Genomic DNA, 24,136 nt, shown 5'->3' with positions numbered 1-24,136 from the left:
CCTCCCTTGCGGGGGAGCCGGGGCCCTGGTGTTGCCTGAGGCTCAGCGCCCTACGAGCAGGGGCGCCTAAAGCCGGAACTACTTCGTCAGCGGGCCGAGTACCGGATCGTCGGCGTAGGCCGTCTTGACGTTTTCGCTCGTTACGATGACCGGCTCCAGCAGGTATGCCGGAACAACCTTGACCGTGTTGTTGTAGGACCTGTCATCGTTGATCTCGGGCGTCTTGCCTGCCTGGATGTCCTTGACCATGGTGATCGCGTGCTCAACGAGCTTGCGGGTGTCCTTGTTGATGGTGGAGTACTGCTCGCCGGCGAGGATGGACTTGACGGACTCAACCTCGGAGTCCTGGCCCGTGATGACCGGAAGCGGCTTGCCGGCGGCCTTGACCGAGGTCAGTACCGCGCGGGCCAGCGTGTCGTTCGGGGACAGCACGCCGTCCAGCGAGGCGCTGCCGTAGGTGCCGCTCAGGAGCGTGTCGGCCCGACGCTGGGCGTTCTCAGCCTTCCAGCCCTGGGTGACAGCCTGCTCGAACGAGTTCTGGCCGGACAGCACCTTGAGGGTGCCGTCGTCGATCTTCGGCTTCAGGACGCTCATGGCGCCGTCGAAGAAGACCTTCGCGTTGGCGTCATCCGGGGAACCGGCGAACAGCTCGATGTTGTACGGACCGGCCGCCTTCTTCGCCTGCATGCCCTCGAGCAGGGCCTCGCCCTGGAGGACGCCGACCTTGAAGTTGTCGTACGCCACGTAGTAGTCCACGTTCTCGGTGTTCAGGAGCAGGCGGTCATACGCGATGATCGTGGCGCCGGAGTCCTTGGCCTGCTTGAGCTGGGTGCCCAGCTGCGCACCGTCGATAGCACCGACGATGATGACCTTGGCACCCTTGGTGACCATGGCGCTGATCTGGTTCTGCTGCTCCGAAACGCCGCCATTGGCGAACTGCACGTCTGCCTTGAAACCGGCACCGTTGAGGCCGTCGTTGAACAGCTTCTCCGCCAGGACCCAGTTTTCCGAGGTCTTCTGGGGGAGCGCGACGCCGATCGAGGAGTCTTTCGGGAACGCCTCGCCGCCGGCGGTGGAACCGCCGGTCGCTGTTTCGGAACGGCCGCAGGCTGTCAGCGCCAGTGCCGCAATAGCAGCGATTGCTGCTGCCTTTCCTGCTTTACCAATCAGTTGCATTGCTTGGTTCGCTTTCTATAGATGGTGTGCGGAGAATCAGGGGATCTCGGACCAGGAGCCGCTCAGGCACCCTTCGAGATGACCTCTTTGGTGGAGGTGGTTTCGTCGGGCTGGAGCTCGGTGCTGCTGCGGTTGAAGTTCTTCATCATCATGCCGATGATCGACTTCTTGCCCTGGCTCTTGTTGTAGACGTCGAACGCGACGGCGATCAGTAGCACGAGGCCCTTGATGATCTGGGTCAGGTCGGCGCCGACGCCGAGGAGCTGCAGGCCGTTGTTCAGCACGGCCATCACCAGGCCGCCGACGATCGAGCCGATCACGGTGCCCACGCCGCCGGTCACGGCGGCGCCGCCGATGAACACAGCCGCGATGGCGTCCAGTTCCCAGCCGACGCCGTCGAACGGGCCGGAGGCGGTGGAGCGGCCCACGAAGATCATGCCGGCGAGGCCGGCCAGGATCGACATGTTCATCATGACCAGGAAGTTGACCTTCTTGGACTGGACGCCGGAGAGCTCCGCAGCGTGCCGGTTACCGCCGACCGCGTAGACGTGACGGCCGATGATGGTCTTCGAGGAGACGAAGCCGTAGACGATCACCAGGACCGCGAGGATGAGTCCCGGGATGGGGAACGACGTGCCCGGCCGGCCGGTGGCGAACAGGTACGTCGCGTACAGGATGGCGCCGCAGATCAGGACCAGCTTGGTGATGGAGACCCAGGCTTCGGGCACCTCGGCGCCGAGGGCCTTGGCGGTGCGGCGGGAGCGGATCTCGCTGAAGACCACGAAGGCGACGGCGAGCAGGCCCAGCAGCAGGGTGAGGTTGTTGAAGCCGGTGTTGGGGCCGACCTCCGGCAGGTAACCGGAACCGAGGTACTGGAAGTCCGCGGGGACCGGGATGGTGTTGGACTTGCCGACGAACTGGTTGAAGCCGCGGAAGAGGAGCATGCCGGCCAGTGTCACGATGAACGCCGGGATGCCGACGTAGGCGGTCCAGAACCCCTGCCAGGCCCCGATCACGGCTCCGAGCAGCAGCCCCAGCAGGACGGCCAGGTACCAGGGGGTGTCCCAGTCGCGCATGATGAGCGCCACGGTGACGCCCACGAAGGCGGCGACCGAACCCACCGACAGATCGATGTGGCCGGCGATGATCACCAGGACCATGCCGATCGCGAGGATCAGGATGTAGGAGTTGCCGTTGAAGAGGTTGATGACGTTGCCGGGGGTGAGCGTGCGGCCCTCTGTGAAAATCTGGAAGAAGACGATCAGCGCAACCAGGGCGAAGATCATGCCGAATTGGCGGGTGTTTCCGCCAAAGAGCTTCTTGAGCGCGTTCATTTTTTCAGTCCTTGTTTTCCGGAATGTTCTGGATGGTCGCAGAGGGTCAGGCGGTCTTGCGGGCGGAGGTCATGAGTTTCATGAGGCTTTCCTGGCTGGCTTCGTCTTTGTCGAGCACGCCGGTGATGGCGCCCTCGAAGATCGTGTAGATCCGGTCCGAGAGGCCAAGCAGCTCGGGCAATTCGGAGGAGATGACGATGACGCCCTTCCCCTGGTTGGCGAGCTGCTGGATGATGCCGTAGATCTCGTACTTGGCGCCGACGTCGATCCCGCGGGTGGGTTCGTCCAGGATCAGCAGGTCCGGGTCGGTGAACATCCACTTCGCCAGCACCACCTTCTGCTGGTTTCCGCCGGAGAGCTTGGCTACTCCCTCCTCCACGGACGGCGCCTTGGTGCGCAGCGACTTGCGGTACTGCTCAGCGACGGTGAATTCCTGGTTGGCGTCCACGACGCTGTGCTTGCTGATCTTGCGCAGGTTGGCGGAGACCGTGGTCGCCTTGATGTCATCGAGCAGGTTCAGCCCGAGGGACTTGCGGTCCTCGGTGACGTAGCCCAGGCCGGAGTCGATGGCCTGGCGGACGTTCTTGAGCTGGATCTCCCTGCCCTCCTTGTAGACCTGCCCGGAGATAAAGCGGCCGTAGGAACGGCCGAAGACGGAGCGGGCGAGCTCGGTGCGCCCGGCACCCATCAGGCCGGCGAAGCCGACGATCTCGCCGCGGCGGACGAAGAAGTTCGAGCTCTTGCAGACCAGGCGGTCCTGGATCTGCGGGTGCCCCACGTTCCAGTTCTTGACCTCGAAGAAGACCTCGCCGATCTTGGGCTCGTGGTCCGGGAAGCGGGACTCCAGGGCCCGGCCCACCATGCCCTTGATGATGCGGTCCTCGTCGACGCCGTCGGCCTTGACGTCGAGCGTCTCGATCGACTTGCCGTCGCGGATGATGGTGATGGAATCCGCGATCTGCTCGATCTCGTTGAGCTTGTGGGAAATGATGATGGACGTGATGCCGCGGCCCTTCAGGCCGAGCATGAGGTCCAGCAGGTGCTGGGAATCGGACTCGTTCAGGGCGGCGGTGGGCTCGTCCAGGATCAGGAGCTTCACGGACTTGTTCAGCGCCTTCGCGATTTCAACGAGCTGCTGCTTGCCGACGCCGATTTCCTTGATGGGGGTGTCCGGGTCCTCGCGCAGGCCCACCCTGGCCAGCAGTTCGGTGGAGCGGGTCCGGGCCTCGGCCCAGTCGATCACGCCGCGCCTGGTGGGCTCGTTGCCGAGGAAGATGTTCTCCATGATGGACAGTTCGGGGATCAGCGCGAGTTCCTGGTGGATGATCACGATGCCGGCGTGCTCGCTGGCCCGGATGTCCTTGAACTGCTGGACCTCGTTCTGGTACACGATGTCGCCGGTGTAGCTGCCGAAGGGGTAGACCCCGGAGAGAACCTTCATGAGGGTGGACTTGCCGGCGCCGTTTTCACCGCAGATGGCGTGGATCTCGCCGGCTTTCACCCGGAGGGTCACCTCGGACAATGCTTTAACGCCAGGGAATTCCTTGGTGATGGAGCGCATCTCGAGAATTATCGGATCGCTGTGCGTGTTGAGGGACGTCATCTGCCCTTACGCCTCCAATGCGTGACTTCGTTGTCCGCCCCTGCAAACCGCAGGGCCGTCTGATGCAAAAGTAAACTGGATCACCGGCATTGTCGTCAAGTCTTTAACGCAACGGGCCGGTAACGAAAAGCTCAATGCCGCCGGATTCCGGCGTGTTGGAAGACCAGTGAGGTGGCCCCGAGAGCCTCGGCGCGGTTGCCCAGCGAGGACATGGTGAGGGTGGTGGTCTCGCCGATCACGGGCACCGCATGGCGGACCAGGCCTCTCCGGATCGGGTCCAGCAGAAGCTGTCCGAGGCCCGCCAGCGGACCGCCCACCACGATCACTTCGGGGTTGATCAGGTTCGCCACATTGCCCAGGGCACGGCCGACGGCGAGTCCGGCGTCGTCTACCACGCGCAGGGTCGCGGAGTCCCGGGCGAGGGCCTTGCGGACGATGTCATCGGGAGCCAGCGGCCTGTCCTCGCCGCGGCCCAGGAGCTCGATCATGGTGGTGGTGGAAGCGATGGTCTCGAGGCAGCCGCGGTTTCCGCAGCGGCAGACCAGACCGTGTTCGTGGATCGTGGCGTGGCCGATTTCGCCGGTGATCCCGACGTTGCCGTAGTAGGGCATGCCGTTGAGGATCAGCCCGGCGCCGATGCCCGATCCGATCTTGAGGAACATCAGGTTGCTGATCCCGCCGTGCGGCCCCCAGGTCACCTCGGACAGGGCGCCCAGGTTGGCGTCATTGTCCACGAATACCGGCAGGTCCAGCGCGTCTTCGAGCCGCTGCAGGATATTGATGCCCACCCATTCCGGGAGGATGGCGCCCTGCGCCACGGTGCCGGTGCGGCGGTCGATGGGACCCGGGATGCCGACGCCGGCCCCGACGACGGCGGTGCGTTCCACGCCACCGTCCACCAGCAACCGGTCCAGCAGCGCGACGGCCGCGGAGATGCCTTCCTCGGCGTGGTGGCCCAGCGGCAGCAGCACGGACTCCTCCGCGATCACGTGGTAGCTGAGCGACGCAAGGACCACCCGCAAGTGCCGGCGGCCGAAGTCGATGCCGACAGCAACGGCCCCGTTGCTGTTGAGCCGGACGTTCAGGGCACGCCGCCCGGAGCTGGTGATCGGCTCGGTCGAGGCGAGGCCGGCGTCCTGCATGATGCGAACGATGTTGGACACCGTCGCGGTGGACAGACCGGTCTGCCGTGCCAGTTCGGCCTGGGTGGAAGGCCCCGCCAGGAGGCATTCGATAATCCGCTGCTGGTTCAGATGCCGAAGCGCGGATTGCGACCCGGGGTTTTTGGTTCGGCTCCTCGTTGAGCTCGTTGGTGAGGGCATGCAATGTAGCGTGACGCATCCGGGGCTTGTAGTCAAGAAGTTAACGCAAGGCCGGGTCGGGGCTGCCGCCGATCGGCAGGACATTCCGCCCCGCAACGGCCCGCGCCGGGTGGAAATGCACCGGTAGCGCGGGGGTGCCGCGTGGCTAGGCTGAAGGGGACGATCGTCCGCCGCCCGGTGCGGACGACTGGAGATGCTGAGGTGGAATGGTGCTGCTGGCCCTGATGCAGGCGAACGCCGCCGTGCTGGACGTGGAGGCGAACTGCGCCGCGTTGGAGGAGGCCGCCCGGAAGGCGGCCGCAGCCGGCGCCCACGTGCTGCTGACCCCGGAACTGTTTCCCGTGGGCTACGCGCCCCGAAGGATCCGCGCGGAGCTGGACCCCGCCGCGCTTCCGGCCATCCGCCGGGCCCTTGCCGGGATCGCCGCCCGCGCCACGGCATCGCCCTGGTCTACAGCCTTCCGGCACTGACCGAGGACGGGGACTGGCAGATCACCGCCACCCTCGTGGACGCGCGGGGCACCGAATTGCTCAGCTATGCAAAAGTCCAGTTGTTCGGGGCAGAGGAGCGGCAGGCATTCTCTCCGGCCGACGCCGCTCCTACGGTGGTTGACTTCGGTGGAGTTCCGACCTCCCTGGTGATCTGCTACGACGTCGAATTCCCCGAGACGGTCCGCGCCGCCGCCGTCCGGGGGGCCCGGCTGGTGCTGGTCCCGACCGCCCTGTCCGAGGGGTTTGAGGCCGTTCCCCAGCTGCTGGTCCGGGCGAGGGCACTGGAGAACCAGGTCACGGTGGCCTACGCCAACCACTCGGGCACGGAGGACGGCTGCGATTTCCTGGGCGGCAGCGTGATCGCAGCTCCGGACGGGTCGTTGCTGGCGGCAGCCGGGGCCGGCCCGGAACTGCTGTTCGCCGAGCTGCCGGAGCCTGCCGACGAAGGCGCGGAAGCCGACGAAGGCACGGAAGCCGCGGAAGGCGGGGAAGCCGCGGAAGCCGACGTGGCGTATCTGGCGGACCGCCGTCCGGAAATCTACCGCTCCTGGAACGTCTGAGCGGCGGCGGAGTCCGGAGCGGCCGGGGTCCCTGCCGGCCTGCCCGGAAGCGCGTCCGTGTACTGCAGGGCAATCCATAGTTCGGCGCGCACCTGGGCCTGGTTGAGATCCAGATCCAGCACCTCCGCGAGCGTCCCGATGTGGCGGCGCACGCTGTTGCGGTGCAGCCCGGTGGCCTTCGCCGTGGCATCCCAGCTGCCGTTCTCACTTAGCCAGGCGCGGAGGATCCCGAGCAGGGTGTCCCGTCGCTCGGACTCCAGGCTGAGGACGGGAGCGAGCAGCCGCCCGGCCAGCATGGCCCCGGCCTCGCTGCCCAGCAACCCCGTAAGCGACCAGGTCACGTCGTCCACCCGGACGCTGCGCCCGCTGGTCCGCACCCGGCCGCGGAGCGAGGAGCTCCGCCGGTAGGCCTCCGCGAGGCCGGTGAATTCGGTCGCGCTCCCCACCACCAGGCGCCAGCCCAGCCGCTCAACCTCGGCCAGCCGGGCGTCGTCGACCTTCAACCTGGTGATGGCCGCGAAACCGTAGTCGGTAATCTCCACCAGCTTGGTGTCGAACATCCTGCGCCACTCCAGCAGCTCGCGGACCGGGCTCTCGCCGGCGCGGCGTACGGCGGCCGTCAGATTGATGCCCTGGACAACGCGCAGCTGCCCCGAGCGGGCGGAGGAAACACTTTGCGCGACGAGGTCCTTGAGGCCGTTGACGTGCTGGCTCCCGCCCGTGCTGAGGCTTTCCGGGTGCAGGAGCAGGGCCGTGGCCAGCTGGCTGGGGGCCAGCGAGCCGCTCGTGCGCTGGCGGACCAGGAGCTCCAGCAGCCCGACGGCGGCCGAGACCACACTGTTTTGCGCCGGCGTCAGCGGTGCATCCGTACCCAGGACGAGCGCGCCCAGGTTGGCGTCGCGGGAGCTGCGCAGGGGGTGGCCGAACACGAGGGCCGAACCGGCGTCGTCGAAAGAGTCCAGCTCCACGCGGGGGCCGCTGCCGCTCAGCAGCTTTGCCAGCAGCGGTTGCAGCGCGGCCGGCTCCCGGCCGGGGGCGGGCCCGGAGCCATGCGCACCGCCGGAGCCGTGCGCACCGGCGGAACCGCGGGCCCGGATCCGCCCGTCCGCCCCGACGAGGATGGCCCACACCGGAACCCGTTGCACCAGCGCCGCCAGCAGCTCGTGTTCGGGCCGGGCCGACAGCACGGCGCGCATGAGCTGCCGGTTAGCGTCGGCCAACTGCCGGAAGGTGGTGGCGTTCTCGGATTCCAGCAGCTGCGAGAATTCGAGCCCGATCGCGGCGAACGGGACCGTCCGGGGGATGGCGACGAGCGTGAGGTTGCGCCGCCGGCAGGCCTCGACGACGGCGTCGGGCACGGCGTCGAAGTAGGGTTCCAGGCCGAACCCCAACGCGCCGACCCCGGCCCCGACCAGGCGCTCCACGTAGGCCTCAACCCGTTCCGGGCCGCCGCCTTCGCCCAGGAACGGCAGGCCTGCGGTCAGCAGGAATTCCCCGTCGAGCAGGTAAGGCGTCGGGTCCTCGAGTTCGCTCGGCTCCACCCATCGCAGCCGGCCGGCCCCGTTGCCGCCGTCGTGCAGGACGGTGAGTTCAGCCGGCAGCTGCCGGAGGAACTGCCCCAGGGTGACGAAGCCGAGCCGTTCCCCGGCGTCAGCAGCCACGGCGGTCTCCGGCCGGCACGCCCCATCCGGCGGACCGCGGGGCGGAGGGCCGGGAGGAGGGCCCGTCGGAGCGGGAAGGGGCGGGGGGCTGTGGTGCAATACATCTCATGCCAGAACACTATAGGTCATTTTGCACAGCCCTGAGAGCTGGCTCACAGCCCTAGGCTGAACCGGGGACACAACAACCACTACTCACGAACGGACGTCAACGATGACTGTGCCTACTCTTACCGGGGAACGGCCCCCGGCCGCTGCCAGCCGTCCCGGCCTGACGGCGCAACTGCTTCGCCGGAAACCGATCGGACAGCTGGTCAGCGAAGCCGAAACCGGCCACGGCGGCACCCGGCTGGTCCGCAGCTTCGGCGTGCTGCAGCTGACCATGATCAGCGTCGGCGCCACCCTCGGCACCGGCATCCTGGTGATCCTGGGCGAATCGGTGCCGCTGGCCGGCCCGGCGATCTGGATCTCCTTTGCCATCGCCGGATTCGCCGCGCTGCTCTCCGCCGTCTCCTACGCGGAGATGGCCGGGCTGGTCCCTGCAGCCGGTTCGAGCTACTCCTACACGTACGCGACCATGGGCGAAGGCATGGCCTGGATCTGCGGCTGGTGCCTGGTGCTGGAATACGCCGTCTCCGTGGCCGCCGTCGCCGTCGGGGCAGGGCAGTACGTCAACGAGGCCCTGGGCGTCTTCGGCTTGGCGCTTCCGGACGCCATCTCGCAGCCGCCGGGCGACGGCGGTGTGATGAATATCCCCGCGATGGTCATTGTGCTCCTGGCCATGATCCTGCTGGTCCGCGGGGCCAAGGAAAGCGCCTGGATCAACACCGCCATCGTGGTGATCAAGGTCGGGATTCTGGTCTTCTTCTGCGCCGTGGCGTTCACGGCCTTCAACGCCGGCAACTTCGAGCCGCTCCTGCCCATGGGTGCAGCCGGTGTTTCCGCCGCCGCTTCCAGTGTTTTCTTCTCCTACATCGGGTTCGACGCGGCTTCCACGGCCGGCGAGGAGGCCCGCAACCCCAAGCGGGACCTGCCGAGGGCCATTATGCTCTCGATGCTGATCGTCACCACCATCTACGTGCTCGTCGCCGTCGCGGCGATCGGGGCCCGGCCGTGGGGCTGGTTCGACGGCACCGAAGCCGCCCTCGTGAAAATCCTGGAAGAGACCACCGGCCAGCCCTGGATTGCCCTGGTCTTCGCCATCGGTGCCGTCCTGGCCATCGCCAGCATCGTGCTGACCGTCCTCTACGGCCAGACCCGGATCCTGCTGTCCATGGCCCGGGACGGAATGATCCCCAAAATCTTCGGCCGGGTCTCGCCGCGGACCGGCACCCCGGTCGCCGGCACCCTGATCGTGGGCATCCTGGTGGCCGTCGCCGCCGGGCTGGTTCCGCTCGGCGCCCTGGCGGACGCCACCAGCATCGGCACCCTCTTCGCCTTCGCCCTGGTCAACGTCGCCGTGATCTATCTGCGCCGCAAACGGCCGGAACTCAAGCGCACCTTCCGCGTTCCGCTGTTTCCGCTCACGCCCATCCTGGGAGCCCTCATGTGTGCCTACCTGATGGCCAACCTCGGTGCGGACACGTGGGTGACGTTCGGCATCTGGATGCTCGTGGGTGTTGCCGCCTACTTCGGCTACGGTCGCCGGAACTCGAGGGTGGCGGCCCTGAGCTCGGAGGAATACGGTGAACTATCCGGCGCAGAAGCCGCCGCCGCAGCTGGGTCCAGCCCCGAACCGACGAAAGCCAGCCACTCATGACGACCGCCACCGAACTGCCCGCCCCCGGCCCGGACGCGCGGGCACGCGGCGCCGCCGCCGAGGCGCCGATCACCATGCTGAACCCGGACTTCCCGTTCAGCTACGACCACTACCTGGCGCACCCCGACGGCCTGGGGGCGATCCCCGCCGAGCTGTACGGGACCGAAGTGGCAGTGGTCGGCGCCGGTCTCTCCGGGCTGGTCACGGCCTACGAACTGATGAAGCTCGGCCTGCGCCCGGTGGTTTACGAAGCGGACCAGATCGGCGGCCGCCTCCGTACCGCGAGCTTCCCCGCGGCTCCGGGCGTGGTGGCGGACCTGGGCGGCATGCGCTTTCCCGTGTCCGGCAAGGCGTTTTACCACTACGTGGACCTCCTCGGCCTGGACACGCAGGACTTCCCCAACCCGCTCGCACCCGTCACGTCCAGCACTGTGATCGAACTAGCGGGCCAGAAGCACTACGCCGAAACCGCCCAGGACCTGCCGCCGTTCTTCCGCGAAGTGGCGGAGGCGTGGAAGGCGGCCGTAAACGATGGCGCGAAGTTCCTTGAGATGCAGGAAGCCATCCGCGCCCGGGACACCGCCCGGATCAAGGAACTGTGGAACGATCTGCTGCCCCTCATGGACGAACAGACCTTCTATGGGTTCATCGCCGGGAGCGAATCGTTCAAGGACGCCGGCTTCGCCCACCGTGAGGCCTTCGGCCAGGTGGGCTTCGGCACCGGCGGCTGGGACACGGATTTCCCCAACTCCATCCTGGAAATCCTCCGGGTGGTGTACACCGATGCGGATGATCGGCACCGGCTCATCAGCGGGGGAGCCCAACGGCTGCCCGAGGCACTCTGGCAGCACGCGCCGTCGGGCATGGCCCACTGGCCGGACGGAACGTCGCTGGCCTCCCTGCACTCCGGCTCACCCCGGGGCGCGGTGGGCAAGATCAGCCGCGATCCCGACGGCGACCTCCGGATCCGGGAGCGCTGGGGTCGCGAGGCCACCTACCCGGCCGTGGTGACCACCTGCCAGTCCTGGCTGCTCTCCACCCGCATCCACACGGAGGAAGCGCTGTTCCCGGCCGAGCTGTGGACCGCGATCGAGCGCTCGCACTACATGCAGTCGTCCAAGACCTTCGTGATGGTGGACCGGCCGTTCTGGAAGGACATCGACCCCGCCACCGGACGCGAAGCGATGTCCATGACGCTGACGGACCGCTTGAACCGGGCCACCTACCTGCTGGACAACGGCCCGGACCAGCCGGCGGTGATCCTGCTGTCCTACACCTGGAATGACGACGCGCTGAAATGGCTCGCGCTCGATGCCGACGAGCGGGTCGAGCTGATGCTGCACTCGCTGGAACAGATCTATCCGACCGTGGATATCGCGAGCCACATTGTGGGCCAGCCCATCACGGTCTCCTGGGAAGCGGACCCCAACTTCATGGGCGCCTTCAAGGCGAATCTGCCGGGGCATTACCGCTACCAGCAGCGGCTCTTCACCCACTTCAAGCAGGACAAGCTGGCGGAGCACCAACGCGGGATCTTCCTGGCCGGCGACGACGTCTCCTTCACGGCCGGCTGGGCCGAAGGTGCCGTCACCACCGGGCTGAACGCGGTGTGGGGCGTCGTCAACCATCTGGGCGGCCGCACCGCCCCGGGCAATCCCGGGCCGGGGGAGCTGCTGGAAGAGTTCGGCCCGATCGCGTTGGACTAGGCCCTCGCGGGACCGGCCCTCGCGGGACCCGGGCCGTCAGGAGCCGTGCAGCTCCCGGTGGGCCCGGGCCAGGTCCTGGTAATGCGCCGCGTTGTGCTGCACGCCGGCGAACTCCTCCTCGGTGAGTTCGCGGCGGACCTTGGCCGGCACCCCGGCGACGAGCGAGCGGGGCGGCACGACGGTGCCCTCCAGCACCACCGCTCCGGCGGCAACCAGGGACCCCGCGCCGATCACCGCGCCGTTGAGGATCGTCGCGCTCATCCCGATCAGGCAGTCGTCCTCCACCGTGCAGCCATGCACCACGGCGCTGTGGCCGACGCTGACCCGCGCTCCGACGGTGCAGGGGAAGCCTGGATCGGCGTGCAGCACCACGTTGTCCTGCAGGTTGGTGCCGGCGCCCACGGTGATGGCGGCGGTGTCCGCCCGCACGGAGACCCCGTAGAAGGCGCTGGAGTTTTCCGCCAGCGTGGCCTTGCCGATCACCGAGGCCGTCGGCGCGATGAAGGCGGAGTCGTGGACGGCCGGGGTGTCGCCGGCGAATGCGTAGAGGGGAGCCATGCCCCCAGCCTAGGACACCCGGCCGGCCCGTTGAGCTATCAGGCGGGGGAGCGGAGGATCGTGAAGCCCTGGCCGGGATCGGGGAGCACGACGGCGATCGGCGCGCCCGCCGCGGTCACCCGCTCCAGTTCGCGGACGACGCCGGCCCACTGCTCCGGCGGCAGGCCCGCCAGGGCGTCCGCGGCCCACACGGAGGGGAACGCCGAGGCGGCGAAGGGCAGGGACGCGGGCGCGGCGACGGCAACGTCCAGCCCCCGGGCGCGTGCGGAGCGGACGTTTTCCTCGGAAGGGTCCACCCCGGTGAAATGGATGCCGGACTGGACGAAGAGCAGCCCGTCCGAACCGGAGGCGCAGTTGAGGCCGAGCACGCCGCGCCGGCCTTCAGCCTTGAGCAGCGCGACGAAGTCAGAAAGCAGATCCTGCCTCGAAGCTGCCACGCTTCCAGTAAATGACCGACGTCAGTTAAAGACAACCGTGCGGTGGCCGTCCAGCAGGACGCGGTGTTCGGCGTGCCACTGCACCGCCTGGGCCAGCGTCCGGCCCTCCACGTCCCGGCCCATCTGGACGAACTGCTCGGCGGTGCGGCGGTGGTCCACCCGGATGACTTCCTGCTCGATGATCGGTCCCTCGTCCAGGGCCGCCGTGACGTAGTGCGCGGTGGCGCCGATGAGCTTCACGCCGCGGGCGTGGGCCTGGTGGTACGGCTTGGCGCCCTTGAAGGACGGCAGGAAGGAGTGGTGGATGTTGATGGCCTTGCCGGTGAGCTCGGTGCAGAGCTCATCGGAGAGGATCTGCATGTAGCGGGCCAGGACGGTGAGTTCGATGTCGTGCTCCGCCATCAGGGCGCGCAGCTCGTCCTCGGCCCGGGCCTTCGTGTCCCGCGTAACCGGGATGAAGTGGAACGGGATGCCGTAGAACTCGGCCAGGCCCGCCAGGTCCTTGTGGTTGGAGACGATGGCCGGGATCTCGATCGGCAGGGTCCCGGAGCGCTGCAGGAAGAGCAGGTCGTTAAGGCAGTGGGCCGAGGTGCTGGCCATCAGCAGGGTGCGGACCTTCCGGCCTGCCGGGTTCAGGCTCCACTGCATGCCGAAGGCCTGCGCCACCGGCTCCAGCGCGGCCTGCAGCTCGGCCTGGGCGGACACCGTCGTGGCCTCGACCCGCATGAAGAACGTTCCGGTGCCCTGGCTGCCGTACTGCTGCGAGTCGGTAATATTGCAGCCCGCCACGAGGAGGGCGCCGGCGACGGCGTGCACGATGCCGGGCCGGTCCGGGCAGGAGAGGGTCAGGATGTAGGAATCAGTCAGCTCGTCAGTCACGACGTACAGCCTACCTGCGTGCGGGGCGCCGGCTGCGGTAGGCTTGAACGGTCGCAACTGGCGTTGGGTGGTTAACCACCAGGGAGCGGCACTCACGAAGACCACGGATCGTACGCCTGGGCCGAGGGTCATGTTGTGCCGGTCGGCAGCTCCCGCTGCCGCCCCCGCCGTCGGCATCCCTGACCGGATGCCAGTCCTTGCTGCGTGCCCGGTTTGCCGGGCCGTAATCTAGGGGCGCCGCGACGGGCCAGCCGGTAACCTGACCTTAAGCCCGTTGCCTAGCCAGGAGTTCCTCGTGACTACTTCCGTTAACCTTTCCTCGACCGCCGTGAGCAACCAGCCGCTGGCCGACCTCGATCCCGAAATTGCCGCCGTCCTCGCCCAGGAACTCGGCCGCCAGCGCGGCACCCTGGAGATGATCGCCTCCGAGAACTTCGCCCCGCGCGCCGTGATGGAAGCCCAGGGCTCGGTCCTGACCAACAAGTACGCCGAGGGCTACCCGGGACGCCGCTACTACGGCGGCTGCGAATACGTCGACATAGCCGAGCAGCTCGCGATCGACCGGGTCAAGGACCTCTTCGGCGCCGAGTACGCCAACGTCCAGCCGCACTCCGGCGCCCAGGCGAACGCCGCGGCGCTCTCCGCCATGATCAAGCCGGGCGAAAAGATCCTGGGCCTGTCCCTGGCGCACGGCGGCCACCTGACCCACGGCATGAAGCTGAACTTCTCCGGCAAGCTCTACGACGTTGCCGCCTACCAGGTCGAGGAAGACAACTTCCGGATCGACATGGACAAGCTGCGCGAACAGGCCATCGCCGAGAAGCCGCAGGTCATCATCGCCGGCTGGTCCGCCTACCCCCGCCACCTCGACTTCGCGGCGTTCCGCTCGATCGCGGATGAGGTCGGCGCGCTGCTCTGGACCGACATGGCGCACTTCGCCGGCCTCGTCGCCGCCGGCCTGCACCCGAGCCCGGTGCCGTACTCCGACGTCGTCACCTCCACCGTGCACAAGACCCTCGCGGGCCCGCGCTCCGGCGTGATCCTGGCCAAGCAGGAGTGGGCCAAGAAGATCAACTCCAACGTCTTCCCGGGCCAGCAGGGCGGCCCGCTCATGCACGTGATCGCCGCCAAGGCCGTGGCGTTCAAGATTGCCGGCACCGAGGAATTCAAGGAGCGCCAGGAGCGCGTCCTGGAAGGCGCCCGGATCATCGCGGACCGCCTCAGCCAGGCGGACGTGTCCGACGCCGGCGTGTCGGTACTCACCGGCGGCACGGACGTGCACCTGGTCCTGGTGGACCTGCGCAACTCCCAGCTCGACGGCCAGCAGGCCGAAGACGTGCTCCACTCCGTGGGCATCACGGTCAACCGCAACGCGGTGCCGTTCGATCCCCGCCCGCCGATGGTCACCTCCGGCCTGCGCATCGGCACCCCGGCGCTGGCCACGCGCGGCTTCGGCGCCGAGGAGTTCACCGAAGTGGCGGACATCATCGCCACCGCGCTCAAGTCCGGCAGTGCCACGGACGTGGAGGCCCTGCAGCGCCGCGTGGACAAGCTGGCCGCCGACTTCCCGCTGTACCCGCAGCACGAGCAGTGGTGACTCTATGACCTCTGCAGAGACTGCGCCAACAGCGGCAACGACAGCCCGGATCCTGGACGGCAAGGCCACCGCCGCCACCATCAAGGCCGAACTGACCGAGCGCGTGGCCGCGCTCAAGGCCAAGGGGATCGTCCCGGGGCTCGGCACCATCCTGGTGGGCTCCGACCCGGGCAGCACCTGGTACGTGGGCGGCAAGCACAAGGACTGCGCCGAGGTGGGCATCACCTCGATCCGCCGCGACCTGCCGGCTGACACCACACAGGAGGAGCTGCTGGCCGTGGTCCGGGAGCTCAACGAGGACCCGGAATGCACCGGCTACATCGTCCAGCTGCCGCTGCCCAAGCACATCGACCAGGACGTCATCCTCGAGGCGATGGATCCGGACAAGGACGCCGACGGCCTGCACCCGACGAACCTCGGCCGGCTGGTCGCCAACGTCAGCGGACCGATGAAGTCGCCGCTGCCCTGCACCCCGAAGGGCTGCGTTGAACTGCTCACCCGGCACGGGATCGAGCTCAAGGGCAAGCGCGTGCTGGTGGTGGGCCGCGGAGTCACCATCGGCCGGCCGGTGGGGCTTCTGCTCACCCGCAAGGACGTCAACGCCACCGTCATCCTGGCCCACACCGGAACGGTGGACCTGCCCGCCGAACTCCGGCAGGCCGACGTCGTGATCGCCGCGGCCGGCCAGCCGCACCTGATCAAGGCGGAGGACCTCAAGCCCGGCGCCATCGTGCTCGACGTCGGCGTCAGCCGCGTCGACGACGGTTCCGGCAAAGCCGTGGTCACCGGAGACGTGGATCCCGCAGCGGCCGACGTCGCCGCCTGGCTCTCGCCGAACCCCGGCGGAGTGGGGCCGATGACCCGGGCCATGCTGCTCGCCAACGTGGTGGAGACCGCCGAGCGCAAGCTGGCGGAAGCCAGCGCCTAGCCTCAGGCAGGGCGCCGTCTCCTTCGGGAGCCGGCGCCCTGCCGTTTTTCTGCCCTTCAACGGAACGGCGGCGGCCGGAATTTGCGGTCCGGCTCTTCTCAGGGTGGAACGCAGCCACTAGCGTGGTGCGAGTGGCTGAACTCGTCTCGAAAGATTCCGCCCGGAAGGAAGCTGACTTGGGCAGCGCCTCCAAAACCGGCGCGCCGCACTATGTGATCACCGCCGAAAACCTGAGCAAACGCTACGGCGAGGTGACCGCCGTCGACGGAATTTCCTTCCGGGTACCCGCCGGGGAGTCGTTCGGGCTGCTCGGCCCCAACGGCGCCGGCAAGTCCACCACCATGAAGATGATTGGCGCGGTGTCCCAGCGCACCTCCGGCAGCCTCAGCATTATGGGCCTGGACCCCGACTTGCACGGCCCGGAGGTCCGGGCGCACCTGGGCGTCGTCCCGCAGCAGGACAACCTCGACGAAGAGCTCAAGGTCAGGGACAACCTGCTGGTCTACGGGCGCTACTTCGGGCTGCCGATGAGCTACCTGAAGCCCAAGGCCGACGAGCTGCTGGAGTTCGCCCAGCTCACGGACAAGGCCAAGTCCAAGGTGGACGCGCTCTCCGGCGGGATGAAGCGCCGGCTCACGATCGCGCGTTCGCTCATCAACGAGCCCAGGATCCTGCTGCTGGACGAGCCCACCACCGGACTGGACCCGCAGGCCCGTCATATCCTGTGGGACCGGTTGTTCCGGCTCAAGGAGCAGGGCGTCACCCTCATCCTGACCACTCACTACATGGACGAGGCCGAGCAGCTCTGCGACCGCTTGATAGTGGTAGACAAGGGCAAGATCATGGCCGAGGGCTCGCCCGCCAGCCTGATCCGCGAATACTCCACGCGCGAGGTCCTTGAGCTCCGCTTCGGCTCGGAGCGCAACTCAACCATCGGCGCCGAACTCGCGGGCATCGGGGAGCGGGTCGAGACCCTGCCGGACCGGGTCCTTATCTATGCCGCCGACGGCGAGGCTGCCCTCGAGCAGGTATCGGCGCGGGGACTGCGGCCCGTCACGTCGCTGGTGCGCCGCTCCTCGCTGGAGGACGTCTTCCTGCGTCTGACCGGCAGGAGCCTCGTTGACTGAAAAAGAAGCGTTGCCTGCGGCGGCCCCTGCCGGGGCAGCAGCCAGTCCGGCAGGCACCGAGGCCACGCCTGCGCGCGCCCACTCCCCGGCGGTTTCGGCGGCCCGGGCGCGGAAGTGGGGCGCCTTCTACTACGCCGAGCAGGTCCTGCGGGTCATGAAGGGCTACGGCTGGAGCATCGTCCTGTACGGCGTCGGGCAGCCGGTCGCGTACCTCTTCGCGATGGGCGTGGGCCTCGCCACGCTCGTGGACACGAACAGCACGGCGGCCTTTGGCGGCGTCAGCTACCTGGCGTTCATCGCCCCGGCGCTGCTGATTTCGGCGGCGGTGATGACGGCGGCGAGCGAGTTCAGCTTCCCCGTGATGGACGGCTTCAAATGGCGCCGGGTCTATTACGGCCCGCACGCCTCACCGCTGACGCCGGGGCAGATCGCGGGCGGCCAGATCATCGCGGTCACCCTGCGCCTGGTGCTGCAATCCGCCATCTACTTCGGGGTGGTGGCGCTGTTCGGTGCCGCCCCAAGCGGCTGGGGGTGGGTCTCGATCGTTGTCGCGACCCTTGCCGGGCTGTCCTTCGGCCTGCCGCTGATGGCCTACGCGGCCTCGATCACCGAGGACAAGGGCCAGTTCGCCATGGTGATGCGGCTCATCGTCATGCCGCTGTTCCTGTTCTCCGGCACGTTCTTCCCGCTGGACACCCTGCCCCTGGCCGTGCGCTGGATCGGCTGGATCTCGCCGATCTGGCACGGCACCGAGCTGGGCCGGGTGTTCAGCTACGGCTACCAGGAGATCCCCCTGCTCACCCTCGCCCACGTCCTTTTCCTGCTGGGCCTCGCCGTGCTTGGCTGGATCCTTTGCAAGCGGCAGTTCGTCCGAAGGATGGGCGCATGAGCATCCTGGCCTCCGGCGGTCGCGGCGGGACCGGAGGCGGCGGCGGCCCAGGCGGCCCCGGAAGCCCGGGAGGTCACAGCGTCGCCGAAGCCGCCCGCCGCCGGCACTTCGGGCCGCTTTACTCCCGTAACGTCCGCGCCGTCGTCGCGCGCGGATTGATGGCGACCAAGAGCACCAACTGGATGGTGATGCTCTCGGGGTTCTTCGAACCCGTGCTGTACCTGACCTCGATGGGCGTAGGGCTGGGCGCGATCGTGGGCTCTGTGCAGGGACCGGGCGGCCAGGACATCTCCTACGCCGCCTACATCGCCCCGGCATTGCTGGCCGTGTCCGCCATGAACGGCGCCGTCTACGACTCCACCTGGAACGTGTTCTTCAAGATGAACTTCGCCAGGCTCTACCAGGGCATGCTCTATACCTCGCTCGGCCCACTCGACGTCGCCATGGGAGAGATCTTCCTGGCCCTGCTGCGCGGGCTGCTCTATGCCACCGGCTTCACCGCCGTGATGGGTGTCATGGGGCTCATCACCACCCCGTGGGCCATCCTGATGATCCCCGCGTCGGTGCTGATCGCGTTCGGCTTCGCGAGCTTCGGCATGGGTATCACCAGCTTTCTGAAAACCTTCCAGCAGATGGACTGGATCAGCTTCGTCATGCTGCCGATGTTCCTGTTCAGCGCCACCTTCTACCCGCTCAGCGTGTACCCGGAATACATCCAGTGGCTGATCCAGGCCATGCCGCTGTGGCACGGGGTGGAACTGCTCCGCCAAATCAGCGTGGGCGTGTTCAGCCCGGCCACCGTCCTGCACATCGGCTACTACGTCGGGATGATCGTCCTCGGCGTGTTGCTCACCACCGGACGGCTGCGCTCGCTGTTCCTCAAGTAGCCGGTCCGCGCCCAACTGACTGGCAGCAGGGGCCGCTTAGTGCGCCCAAAACGGCCCCTGCTGCGAGCTAGTTGGGATGGGCCCCCGCCGGGGGTCGTTCGCCCGGGGTGGAAGCGGCCCGGGGCGCGTCCCGGGTTTGCGATAATGGGGGAATGCGATCTCTGGGCAACTCCGCGTCTTCCAAGCCGTCCGCGTACAACGCCGCCACGGGCAAGTTTTCGATGTTCCGGATCGGCGGTCTGGGCATGACCGTGTTCATCATCGCGTTCCTCGTCGCGGTGATCTTTGCGGCGAACCAGAACGACGTCGTGGGCTGGGTCGTGGCGATCATCGCCGCCTTCTGGCTTGCCCTGGCATCGTTTGTCGTCTTCAGTATCCAGAAAGCCGCGAAGAAGGCCACCGCGAAACTCAACGAAGCGCAGAACGCCTTCAACGCAGCGACCGGCCGGGCGCCGTCGTCGGGCAGCGTTGACCACGGCGGCACCCGCCTCGTGGGCGAACGACGCCAGGCCGATGAGGTGCGCGACCTGAAACTGGACCACTCCTTCAAGATCGTCCAGGTGCAGGTCCGCGTCGTGGAGCAGGAGCGCGCCAAGGGCGCCGCGTCGGACCAGGACACGATCCGCCGGGCCCTGGAAACCATCGAGATCACCGCCACCAACGCGCGCGACATGATCAAGTCCTCCGGCGGAAGCGACGAGCCCGTCCGCGGAACCATCATCGACTAGAGTGGAGCGGGTGAGCTCGGCATTGGAGAAGGACCACCTTCGCATCGCATCAGTCAACGTCAACGGCCTTCGCGCCGCCTACAAGAAGGGCATGGCGGAATGGCTTGAGCCCCGCGCAGTGGACATCCTCTGCCTCCAGGAAGTCCGCGCCCCTGACGCGATCGTCCACGAACTGCTCGGCGAAGGCTGGTACATCCTGCACGCCGAGGCCGAGGCCAAGGGCCGGGCCGGCGTCGCCATCGCCTCCCGCGCCGAGCCCCTCGCCACCAGGGTCGGGATCGGGGAGGACTACTTCGCCACTGCAGGCCGCTGGGTCGAGGCCGACTACACGGTACGGAACGCCGCAGGGGAAGCGTCCCGGCTGACCGTGGCCAGCGCCTACGTGCACTCCGGTGAGGCCGGCACCCCCAAACAGGACGACAAGTTCCGGTTCCTGGACGTCATGACCGGCCGGTTGCCCGAGCTGGCCAAGCACAGCGACCACGCCCTCGTCGTCGGGGACCTCAACGTGGGGCACACGGAACTTGATATCCGAAACTGGAAGGGCAACGTCAAACGTGCCGGCTTCCTTCCGGAGGAACGGGCGTACTTCGACCGCTTCTTCGGCGAGGATATCGGCTGGAAGGATGTTCACAGGGGCCTGGCGGGTAACGTCGACGGCCCCTACACTTGGTGGTCGCAACGGGGACAGGCCTTCGACAACGACACCGGCTGGCGCATTGATTACCACATGGCCACGCCCGATCTCGCTGCTGCCGCAGTGTCAGCCGTTGTTGACCGGGCGCCGTCCTGGGACACCCGCTTCTCCGACCACGCCCCGCTGGTAGTGGACTACCGGCTCTAGTCTTAAGGCTTCTCCGACATGACCTCTCCTTCCACCGCGACTGCCGGCGCCGAGCGCGACGCCGAAACTCCCACCGACGCCGCCGTCGTGCCCGCCGCTCCGGCCGCCACGGCCACCGGTGCCCGGCACCGGATCCTCTCCGGAATGCAGCCTTCGGCCGACTCCCTGCACTTGGGCAACTACCTCGGGGCCCTGGTGAACTGGGTCCGGATGCAGGAGGAGTATGACGCGATCTTCTTCATCCCGGACCTGCACGCCATCACGGTCCCGCAGGACCCGGCGGAGCTGGCCCACCGCACCCGTGTCACGGCCGCCCAGTACATCGCCGGCGGCGTGGACGTGGACAAGTGCACGCTCTTCGTCCAGTCCCAGGTCCCGGAGCACGCGCAGCTGGCCTGGGTCCTGAACTGCATCACGGGCTTCGGCGAGGCCTCCCGGATGACCCAGTTCAAGGACAAGGCCCTCAAGCAGGGCTCCGACCAGGCCAGCGTGGGCCTCTTCACCTACCCGGTCCTGCAGGCCGCGGATATCCTCCTGTACCAGCCGCACGGCGTGCCGGTGGGCGAGGACCAGCGCCAGCACGTGGAACTCAGCCGCGACCTGGCCCAGCGCTTCAACTCCCGCTTCGGCCAGACCTTCAACGTTCCCGCGCCCTTCATCCAGAGGGAGTCGGCCAAGATCTACGACCTGCAGAACCCCACCGCCAAAATGTCCAAGTCGGCGGAGTCGCCGGCCGGCCTGATCAACCTGCTGGACGACCCCAAGGTCATCGCCAAGCGGATCAAGTCCGCCGTGACGGACGCGGAAACCGAGATCCGCTTCGACCGCGAGGCCAAGCCCGGGGTCTCCAACCTGCTGACCATCTACTCGGGCATCACCGGGCAGAGCGTCGATTCCCTCGTCGGCGCATACCAGGGCAAGATGTACGGCCACCTCAAGGTGGACCTCGCCGAGGTGGTCGCAGAGCGCCTCACCCCGATCCGGGACCGGGCCAGCGAACTCCTGAACGACCCTGCGGAGCTTGACCGCCTGCTGGCCCATGGCGCCGACAAGGCCCGTGAGATCGCCGCCGTCACGCTCCGGGACGTTTACGCCAAGGTGGGCTTCCTGCCCTACGCCGGAACCAACGGAGTCCGCTAGGCCGATGTCCTCCGTCAGCAAAGTCACGGCGGCAGACGCCCCGCAAGCCGGCAGGTCCCCCTCCGGCAACGGACAGTCCAGCAGCGAAGGCATCAGCGTCGGAGTGATCCTAGGGTTCCCGCTGGAGGTCGCCGAGGAACTCCAGCGCTGGCGGGCCTCATTCGGTGACCCCATGGCCGGCGTGATCCCGGCCCACATCACGCTCGTGACCACCACCATGACCCAGGACTGGGAGGCGACGCGCAGCCATGTGCGGGAGGTCGCGAGCAGGCAGGAGCCGTTCACGGTGACGATCGCCGGCACCGGATCCTTCCGGCCGGTGTCTCCGGTGGTCTTCCTCAAGGTCGACGACGGCTTCGGCCAGTGTGTCAGCCTGCACGAGCAGCTCCAGACCGGCCCCCTGGAACGCGAACTGGCGTTTGCCTACCACCCGCACGTCACGGTCGCCCACGACGTTGCCCCGGAGAGCCTCGATGAGGCCGAAACGGTGCTCAAGGATTACCGGGCCACGTTCCCGGTGGCTAGCATGGGACTTTACGAGCACGACGACAATGGCATTTGGCAGCTACGGGAAGAGCTTGACTTTGGGACCGGACGGAACGGCGGCAGAGGCCCGGACGGCGCAGCACACGCCCGCTGAGCCGCCCCCTCCCACCGATCTGGCCCGGCTGAAGTTGGAAGTCCTCCGGAAGAAAGTCGACTGGGGCAAGGCGCGCCGCTCCGGCAGCGGGGGACCGGCATCGCTGCTGCCGATGGTGCAGTGGTTGCTTGCCCGGCTCAGCACCTTCCGCCCCATCCGCACCTTCCAGCACTACGGGCGCCAGCACGGCCCGTTGATGAGTGCCGGCATCGGCTTCCGGATGTTCTTCTCCATCACCGGTCTGCTGGCCACCGGCTTCGCCCTGGCCGGGCTCGCACTACGCGGACAGCCGGCCCTGCTCGAGCGCGTGGTCAGCAGCGTGGCCACGAGCGCGCCCGGCCTGCTGAAGGTCGACGGCGGCGAGGGGCTGGTGGATCCCCAGGACCTCCTGAACCCCGACGGGCTGGGCTGGGCCGCCTCGATTGCGGCCGTGGTGACCGTGGTGACCTCGCTGGGCTGGATTGGTGGCGTGCGCGACGGCATACGCGGCGTCATGGGGCTCGGCCCACGGAAGATCAACCCGATCCTGCTCAAAGTCCACGACGTCGGGACCCTGCTGTTGCTGGGCGTCGCGCTCGTGATCAGCGCCGGCGCGTCGCTGGTCTTCGGTATCGCCGCGGGCTGGGTGGCCGAGCAGCTGAGCCTCGATCCCTTGGTGGCAGGGCCCCTGACCACCTCCGTCAAGATCGCCGTGCCGCTGCTGCTGGCCTGGGCGACGGCGCTGATCATGTTCCGGCTGGCAGCGGGAGCGAAGCTGGCCCGGCGTTCGCTGCTGGAGGGGACCATCCTGGCCGCGCTGGGCACCGGCATGCTGCAGATCTTCAGCGCGGAACTGCTCGCCGGTGCGGGGCGGAACCCCATCCTGGCGCCCTTCGCCATCATCATCGGCCTGCTCATCTGGTTCAACCTGGTCAGCCAGGTGTACCTGATCGCCGCCGCCTGGGCGGCGCTCCGGGAGGAGGACCTCAAGGCCTTGCCTGGCAACAGGACCACCGGCTGGGGTCCCCGCCAGGTGCAGCCGGGGAAGACTCCGGTGGAGCCGTCCCCGCACCGGCGGATGCCTGTGGTCGGGTTCAGGCGTCGAGGTATTGATCGGCCCACGCCGAAATAATCTTCGCGGCACGCGCCGCCTGGCCCTTGCCCGTCAGGAGATGGTCGCTGCCTTCGAGCGAGACGAAGCTGCGCGGGTGCCGCGCGGTCTGGAAGATGGCGCTGGCGTTCTCAATCCCGACGGTGTTGTCCGTAGGGGAGTGCAGCACCATCAGCGGACGGTGCAGACGGCGGATGCAGTCCGTCAGGTCGGCGTGTTCCAGGTCTTCCACGAAATGCCGGCGGATCTCGACCCGCTTGCCGCCCAGGTCCACTTCGGCGCTGCCTTCGCTGAGGATCCGGTCCAAAGCGGCGTCAAAGACGTGGGCCACGTGCTTGGGCGAGAACGGTGCGCCCACGGTTGCGACGGCGTCGAGCTCCGGAATCTCTCCCGCCGCAGCCAGCACGGCCGCTCCGCCGAAGGAGTGGCCCACGAGCAGGGAGGCGGCCCGGCCTGCTTCCCGCATGAATTCGGCGGCCTTCACGGTGTCGGCCACCTTGTGGCTGAAGGAGCCCTCGGACCACAGCCCGGCGGATTCGCCGAGCCCCAGGTTGTCGAAGCGGAGCATGCCCACGCCGTTGTCCGCCAGCGCCTTGCACATCCGCGACGCGGAGGGACTGTCCTTGCCCAGCGTGAAGCCGTGCGAGAACACGCCCCAGCCCTTCACCGGCCCCTCCGGGACGTCCACGATGCCGGAGAGCAGCTCGCCGGTGGAACCCCGGAACGAGACTTTTTCAGAGCGGGACATGGCGACCCTTTCGTTGAGTGGATAGACGACGACGG

General features: G+C 67.8%; 21 protein-coding genes and 1 pseudogene. 13 read left to right on the top strand and 9 right to left on the bottom strand.

Annotation, left to right across the window (positions count from 1 at the left end; translation table 11 throughout):
- Window positions 1–78: 78 nt before the first annotated feature.
- From QFZ69_RS15330 to QFZ69_RS15315, 4 genes are all read right to left on the bottom strand, one after another.
- Window positions 79–1,176, bottom strand: coding sequence for a sugar-binding protein (locus QFZ69_RS15330; RefSeq protein ID WP_306919448.1), 1,098 nt, complete (start codon window positions 1,174–1,176; stop codon window positions 79–81).
- Between the two features lie 62 nt (window positions 1,177–1,238).
- Window positions 1,239–2,510, bottom strand: a complete 1,272-nt coding sequence (mmsB, locus tag QFZ69_RS15325) for a multiple monosaccharide ABC transporter permease (protein ID WP_306919447.1) — start codon at window positions 2,508–2,510, stop codon at window positions 1,239–1,241.
- 46 nt (window positions 2,511–2,556) lie between these two features.
- Window positions 2,557–4,113 carry a multiple monosaccharide ABC transporter ATP-binding protein gene (mmsA, locus tag QFZ69_RS15320; protein ID WP_306919446.1) on the bottom strand — a complete coding sequence of 519 codons (1,557 nt, stop codon included), beginning with the start codon at window positions 4,111–4,113 and terminating at the stop codon, window positions 2,557–2,559.
- 131 nt (window positions 4,114–4,244) lie between these two features.
- The gene (locus QFZ69_RS15315; RefSeq protein ID WP_306919445.1) at window positions 4,245–5,435 is read right to left on the bottom strand and encodes an ROK family transcriptional regulator; all 1,191 of its coding nucleotides are present in this window, start codon (window positions 5,433–5,435) and stop codon (window positions 4,245–4,247) included.
- Window positions 5,436–5,641: 206 nt separating this feature from the next.
- Here QFZ69_RS15315 and QFZ69_RS15310 point away from each other — a divergent pair.
- Window positions 5,642–6,486 (top strand): annotated as a pseudogene (locus QFZ69_RS15310) (nitrilase-related carbon-nitrogen hydrolase).
- Here the strand turns inward: QFZ69_RS15310 and QFZ69_RS15305 are convergent.
- Window positions 6,465–8,147, bottom strand: a complete 1,683-nt coding sequence (locus QFZ69_RS15305; protein WP_306919443.1) for a PucR family transcriptional regulator — start codon at window positions 8,145–8,147, stop codon at window positions 6,465–6,467. The pseudogene QFZ69_RS15310 and the gene QFZ69_RS15305 sit on opposite strands and share 22 nt — an antisense overlap.
- Window positions 8,148–8,358: 211 nt before the next feature.
- On the opposite strand from QFZ69_RS15305, the gene QFZ69_RS15300 reads away from it, so the two are divergent.
- A complete protein-coding gene (locus QFZ69_RS15300) occupies window positions 8,359–9,903 on the top strand; it encodes an amino acid permease (protein ID WP_306919441.1) in 1,545 nt (514 codons plus the stop codon).
- The gene (locus tag QFZ69_RS15295; RefSeq protein ID WP_306919439.1) at window positions 9,900–11,609 is read left to right on the top strand and encodes an NAD(P)/FAD-dependent oxidoreductase; all 1,710 of its coding nucleotides are present in this window, start codon (window positions 9,900–9,902) and stop codon (window positions 11,607–11,609) included. The genes QFZ69_RS15300 and QFZ69_RS15295 overlap by 4 nt, the downstream gene beginning before the upstream one ends.
- A 36-nt stretch (window positions 11,610–11,645) precedes the next feature.
- Here the strand turns inward: QFZ69_RS15295 and QFZ69_RS15290 are convergent, their stop codons facing one another.
- From QFZ69_RS15290 to purU, 3 genes are read right to left on the bottom strand one after another with little or no spacing between them, the layout of a single operon-like run.
- A complete protein-coding gene (locus tag QFZ69_RS15290) occupies window positions 11,646–12,167 on the bottom strand; it encodes a gamma carbonic anhydrase family protein (RefSeq protein ID WP_306919437.1) in 522 nt (173 codons plus the stop codon).
- A gap of 38 nt (window positions 12,168–12,205) precedes the next feature.
- The gene (locus QFZ69_RS15285; protein WP_306919435.1) at window positions 12,206–12,604 is read right to left on the bottom strand and encodes a class I SAM-dependent methyltransferase; all 399 of its coding nucleotides are present in this window, start codon (window positions 12,602–12,604) and stop codon (window positions 12,206–12,208) included.
- Between the two features lie 21 nt (window positions 12,605–12,625).
- The gene (gene purU, locus QFZ69_RS15280) at window positions 12,626–13,483 is read right to left on the bottom strand and encodes a formyltetrahydrofolate deformylase (RefSeq protein ID WP_373461904.1); all 858 of its coding nucleotides are present in this window, start codon (window positions 13,481–13,483) and stop codon (window positions 12,626–12,628) included.
- A gap of 295 nt (window positions 13,484–13,778) precedes the next feature.
- Between purU and glyA the strand changes: the two genes are divergently transcribed.
- From glyA to QFZ69_RS15230, 10 genes are all read left to right on the top strand, one after another.
- Complete coding sequence (glyA, locus tag QFZ69_RS15275) at window positions 13,779–15,080, top strand: serine hydroxymethyltransferase (protein ID WP_306919434.1); 1,302 nt, start codon at window positions 13,779–13,781, stop codon at window positions 15,078–15,080.
- A 4-nt stretch (window positions 15,081–15,084) separates the two neighbouring features.
- Complete coding sequence (locus QFZ69_RS15270; protein WP_306919432.1) at window positions 15,085–16,008, top strand: bifunctional methylenetetrahydrofolate dehydrogenase/methenyltetrahydrofolate cyclohydrolase; 924 nt, start codon at window positions 15,085–15,087, stop codon at window positions 16,006–16,008.
- A 176-nt stretch (window positions 16,009–16,184) separates the two neighbouring features.
- The gene (locus tag QFZ69_RS15265; protein ID WP_306919717.1) at window positions 16,185–17,135 is read left to right on the top strand and encodes an ABC transporter ATP-binding protein; all 951 of its coding nucleotides are present in this window, start codon (window positions 16,185–16,187) and stop codon (window positions 17,133–17,135) included.
- A gap of 10 nt (window positions 17,136–17,145) precedes the next feature.
- On the top strand, window positions 17,146–18,024 hold the full coding sequence (locus QFZ69_RS15260; protein ID WP_373461945.1) for an ABC transporter permease: 879 nt from the start codon (window positions 17,146–17,148) through the stop codon (window positions 18,022–18,024).
- Window positions 18,021–18,911 carry an ABC transporter permease gene (locus QFZ69_RS15255; protein WP_306919429.1) on the top strand — a complete coding sequence of 297 codons (891 nt, stop codon included), beginning with the start codon at window positions 18,021–18,023 and terminating at the stop codon, window positions 18,909–18,911. The genes QFZ69_RS15260 and QFZ69_RS15255 overlap by 4 nt, the downstream gene beginning before the upstream one ends.
- Window positions 18,912–19,063: 152 nt before the next feature.
- Complete coding sequence (locus QFZ69_RS15250; protein WP_306919428.1) at window positions 19,064–19,639, top strand: hypothetical protein; 576 nt, start codon at window positions 19,064–19,066, stop codon at window positions 19,637–19,639.
- A 10-nt stretch (window positions 19,640–19,649) separates the two neighbouring features.
- Entirely contained in the window at window positions 19,650–20,483 is an 834-nt protein-coding gene (locus QFZ69_RS15245; protein ID WP_306919426.1) for an exodeoxyribonuclease III, read from the top strand.
- An 18-nt stretch (window positions 20,484–20,501) separates the two neighbouring features.
- Window positions 20,502–21,623, top strand: a complete 1,122-nt coding sequence (gene trpS / locus QFZ69_RS15240; RefSeq protein ID WP_306919423.1) for a tryptophan--tRNA ligase — start codon at window positions 20,502–20,504, stop codon at window positions 21,621–21,623.
- Between the two features lie 4 nt (window positions 21,624–21,627).
- On the top strand, window positions 21,628–22,263 hold the full coding sequence (locus QFZ69_RS15235; protein WP_306919421.1) for a 2'-5' RNA ligase family protein: 636 nt from the start codon (window positions 21,628–21,630) through the stop codon (window positions 22,261–22,263).
- A 112-nt stretch (window positions 22,264–22,375) separates the two neighbouring features.
- On the top strand, window positions 22,376–23,374 hold the full coding sequence (locus tag QFZ69_RS15230) for a YihY/virulence factor BrkB family protein (protein WP_306919716.1): 999 nt from the start codon (window positions 22,376–22,378) through the stop codon (window positions 23,372–23,374).
- Here QFZ69_RS15230 and QFZ69_RS15225 read toward each other — a convergent pair.
- A complete protein-coding gene (locus QFZ69_RS15225) occupies window positions 23,337–24,101 on the bottom strand; it encodes a S9 family peptidase (protein WP_306919420.1) in 765 nt (254 codons plus the stop codon). The genes QFZ69_RS15230 and QFZ69_RS15225 overlap by 38 nt on opposite strands.
- Between the last annotated feature and the right edge of the window lie 35 nt (window positions 24,102–24,136).

Source organism: Arthrobacter sp. V1I7 (genome assembly GCF_030817015.1).
Taxonomy (GTDB): domain Bacteria; phylum Actinomycetota; class Actinomycetes; order Actinomycetales; family Micrococcaceae; genus Arthrobacter.
Note: the sequence above shows the minus strand (reverse complement) of the source record. Positions and strands in the feature narration are given on the sequence as shown.

Bases quoted from the DNA above. Each gene is read 5' to 3' on its own strand.
- QFZ69_RS15295 (WP_306919439.1), top strand. From the start codon at position 9,900: ATGACGACCGCCACCGAACTGCCCGCCCCCGGCCCGGACGCGCGGGCA.
- QFZ69_RS15315 (WP_306919445.1), bottom strand. From the start codon at position 5,435: ATGCCCTCACCAACGAGCTCAACGAGGAGCCGAACCAAAAACCCCGGG.
- QFZ69_RS15230 (WP_306919716.1), top strand. From the start codon at position 22,376: ATGGTGCAGTGGTTGCTTGCCCGGCTCAGCACCTTCCGCCCCATCCGC.
- QFZ69_RS15290 (WP_306919437.1), bottom strand. From the start codon at position 12,167: ATGGCTCCCCTCTACGCATTCGCCGGCGACACCCCGGCCGTCCACGAC.
- QFZ69_RS15330 (WP_306919448.1), bottom strand. From the start codon at position 1,176: ATGCAACTGATTGGTAAAGCAGGAAAGGCAGCAGCAATCGCTGCTATT.
- QFZ69_RS15255 (WP_306919429.1), top strand. From the start codon at position 18,021: ATGAGCATCCTGGCCTCCGGCGGTCGCGGCGGGACCGGAGGCGGCGGC.
- QFZ69_RS15300 (WP_306919441.1), top strand. From the start codon at position 8,359: ATGACTGTGCCTACTCTTACCGGGGAACGGCCCCCGGCCGCTGCCAGC.
- trpS (WP_306919423.1), top strand. From the start codon at position 20,502: ATGACCTCTCCTTCCACCGCGACTGCCGGCGCCGAGCGCGACGCCGAA.
- QFZ69_RS15235 (WP_306919421.1), top strand. From the start codon at position 21,628: ATGTCCTCCGTCAGCAAAGTCACGGCGGCAGACGCCCCGCAAGCCGGC.
- QFZ69_RS15270 (WP_306919432.1), top strand. From the start codon at position 15,085: ATGACCTCTGCAGAGACTGCGCCAACAGCGGCAACGACAGCCCGGATC.
- mmsB (WP_306919447.1), bottom strand. From the start codon at position 2,510: ATGAACGCGCTCAAGAAGCTCTTTGGCGGAAACACCCGCCAATTCGGC.
- QFZ69_RS15225 (WP_306919420.1), bottom strand. From the start codon at position 24,101: ATGTCCCGCTCTGAAAAAGTCTCGTTCCGGGGTTCCACCGGCGAGCTG.
- mmsA (WP_306919446.1), bottom strand. From the start codon at position 4,113: ATGACGTCCCTCAACACGCACAGCGATCCGATAATTCTCGAGATGCGC.
- QFZ69_RS15250 (WP_306919428.1), top strand. From the start codon at position 19,064: ATGCGATCTCTGGGCAACTCCGCGTCTTCCAAGCCGTCCGCGTACAAC.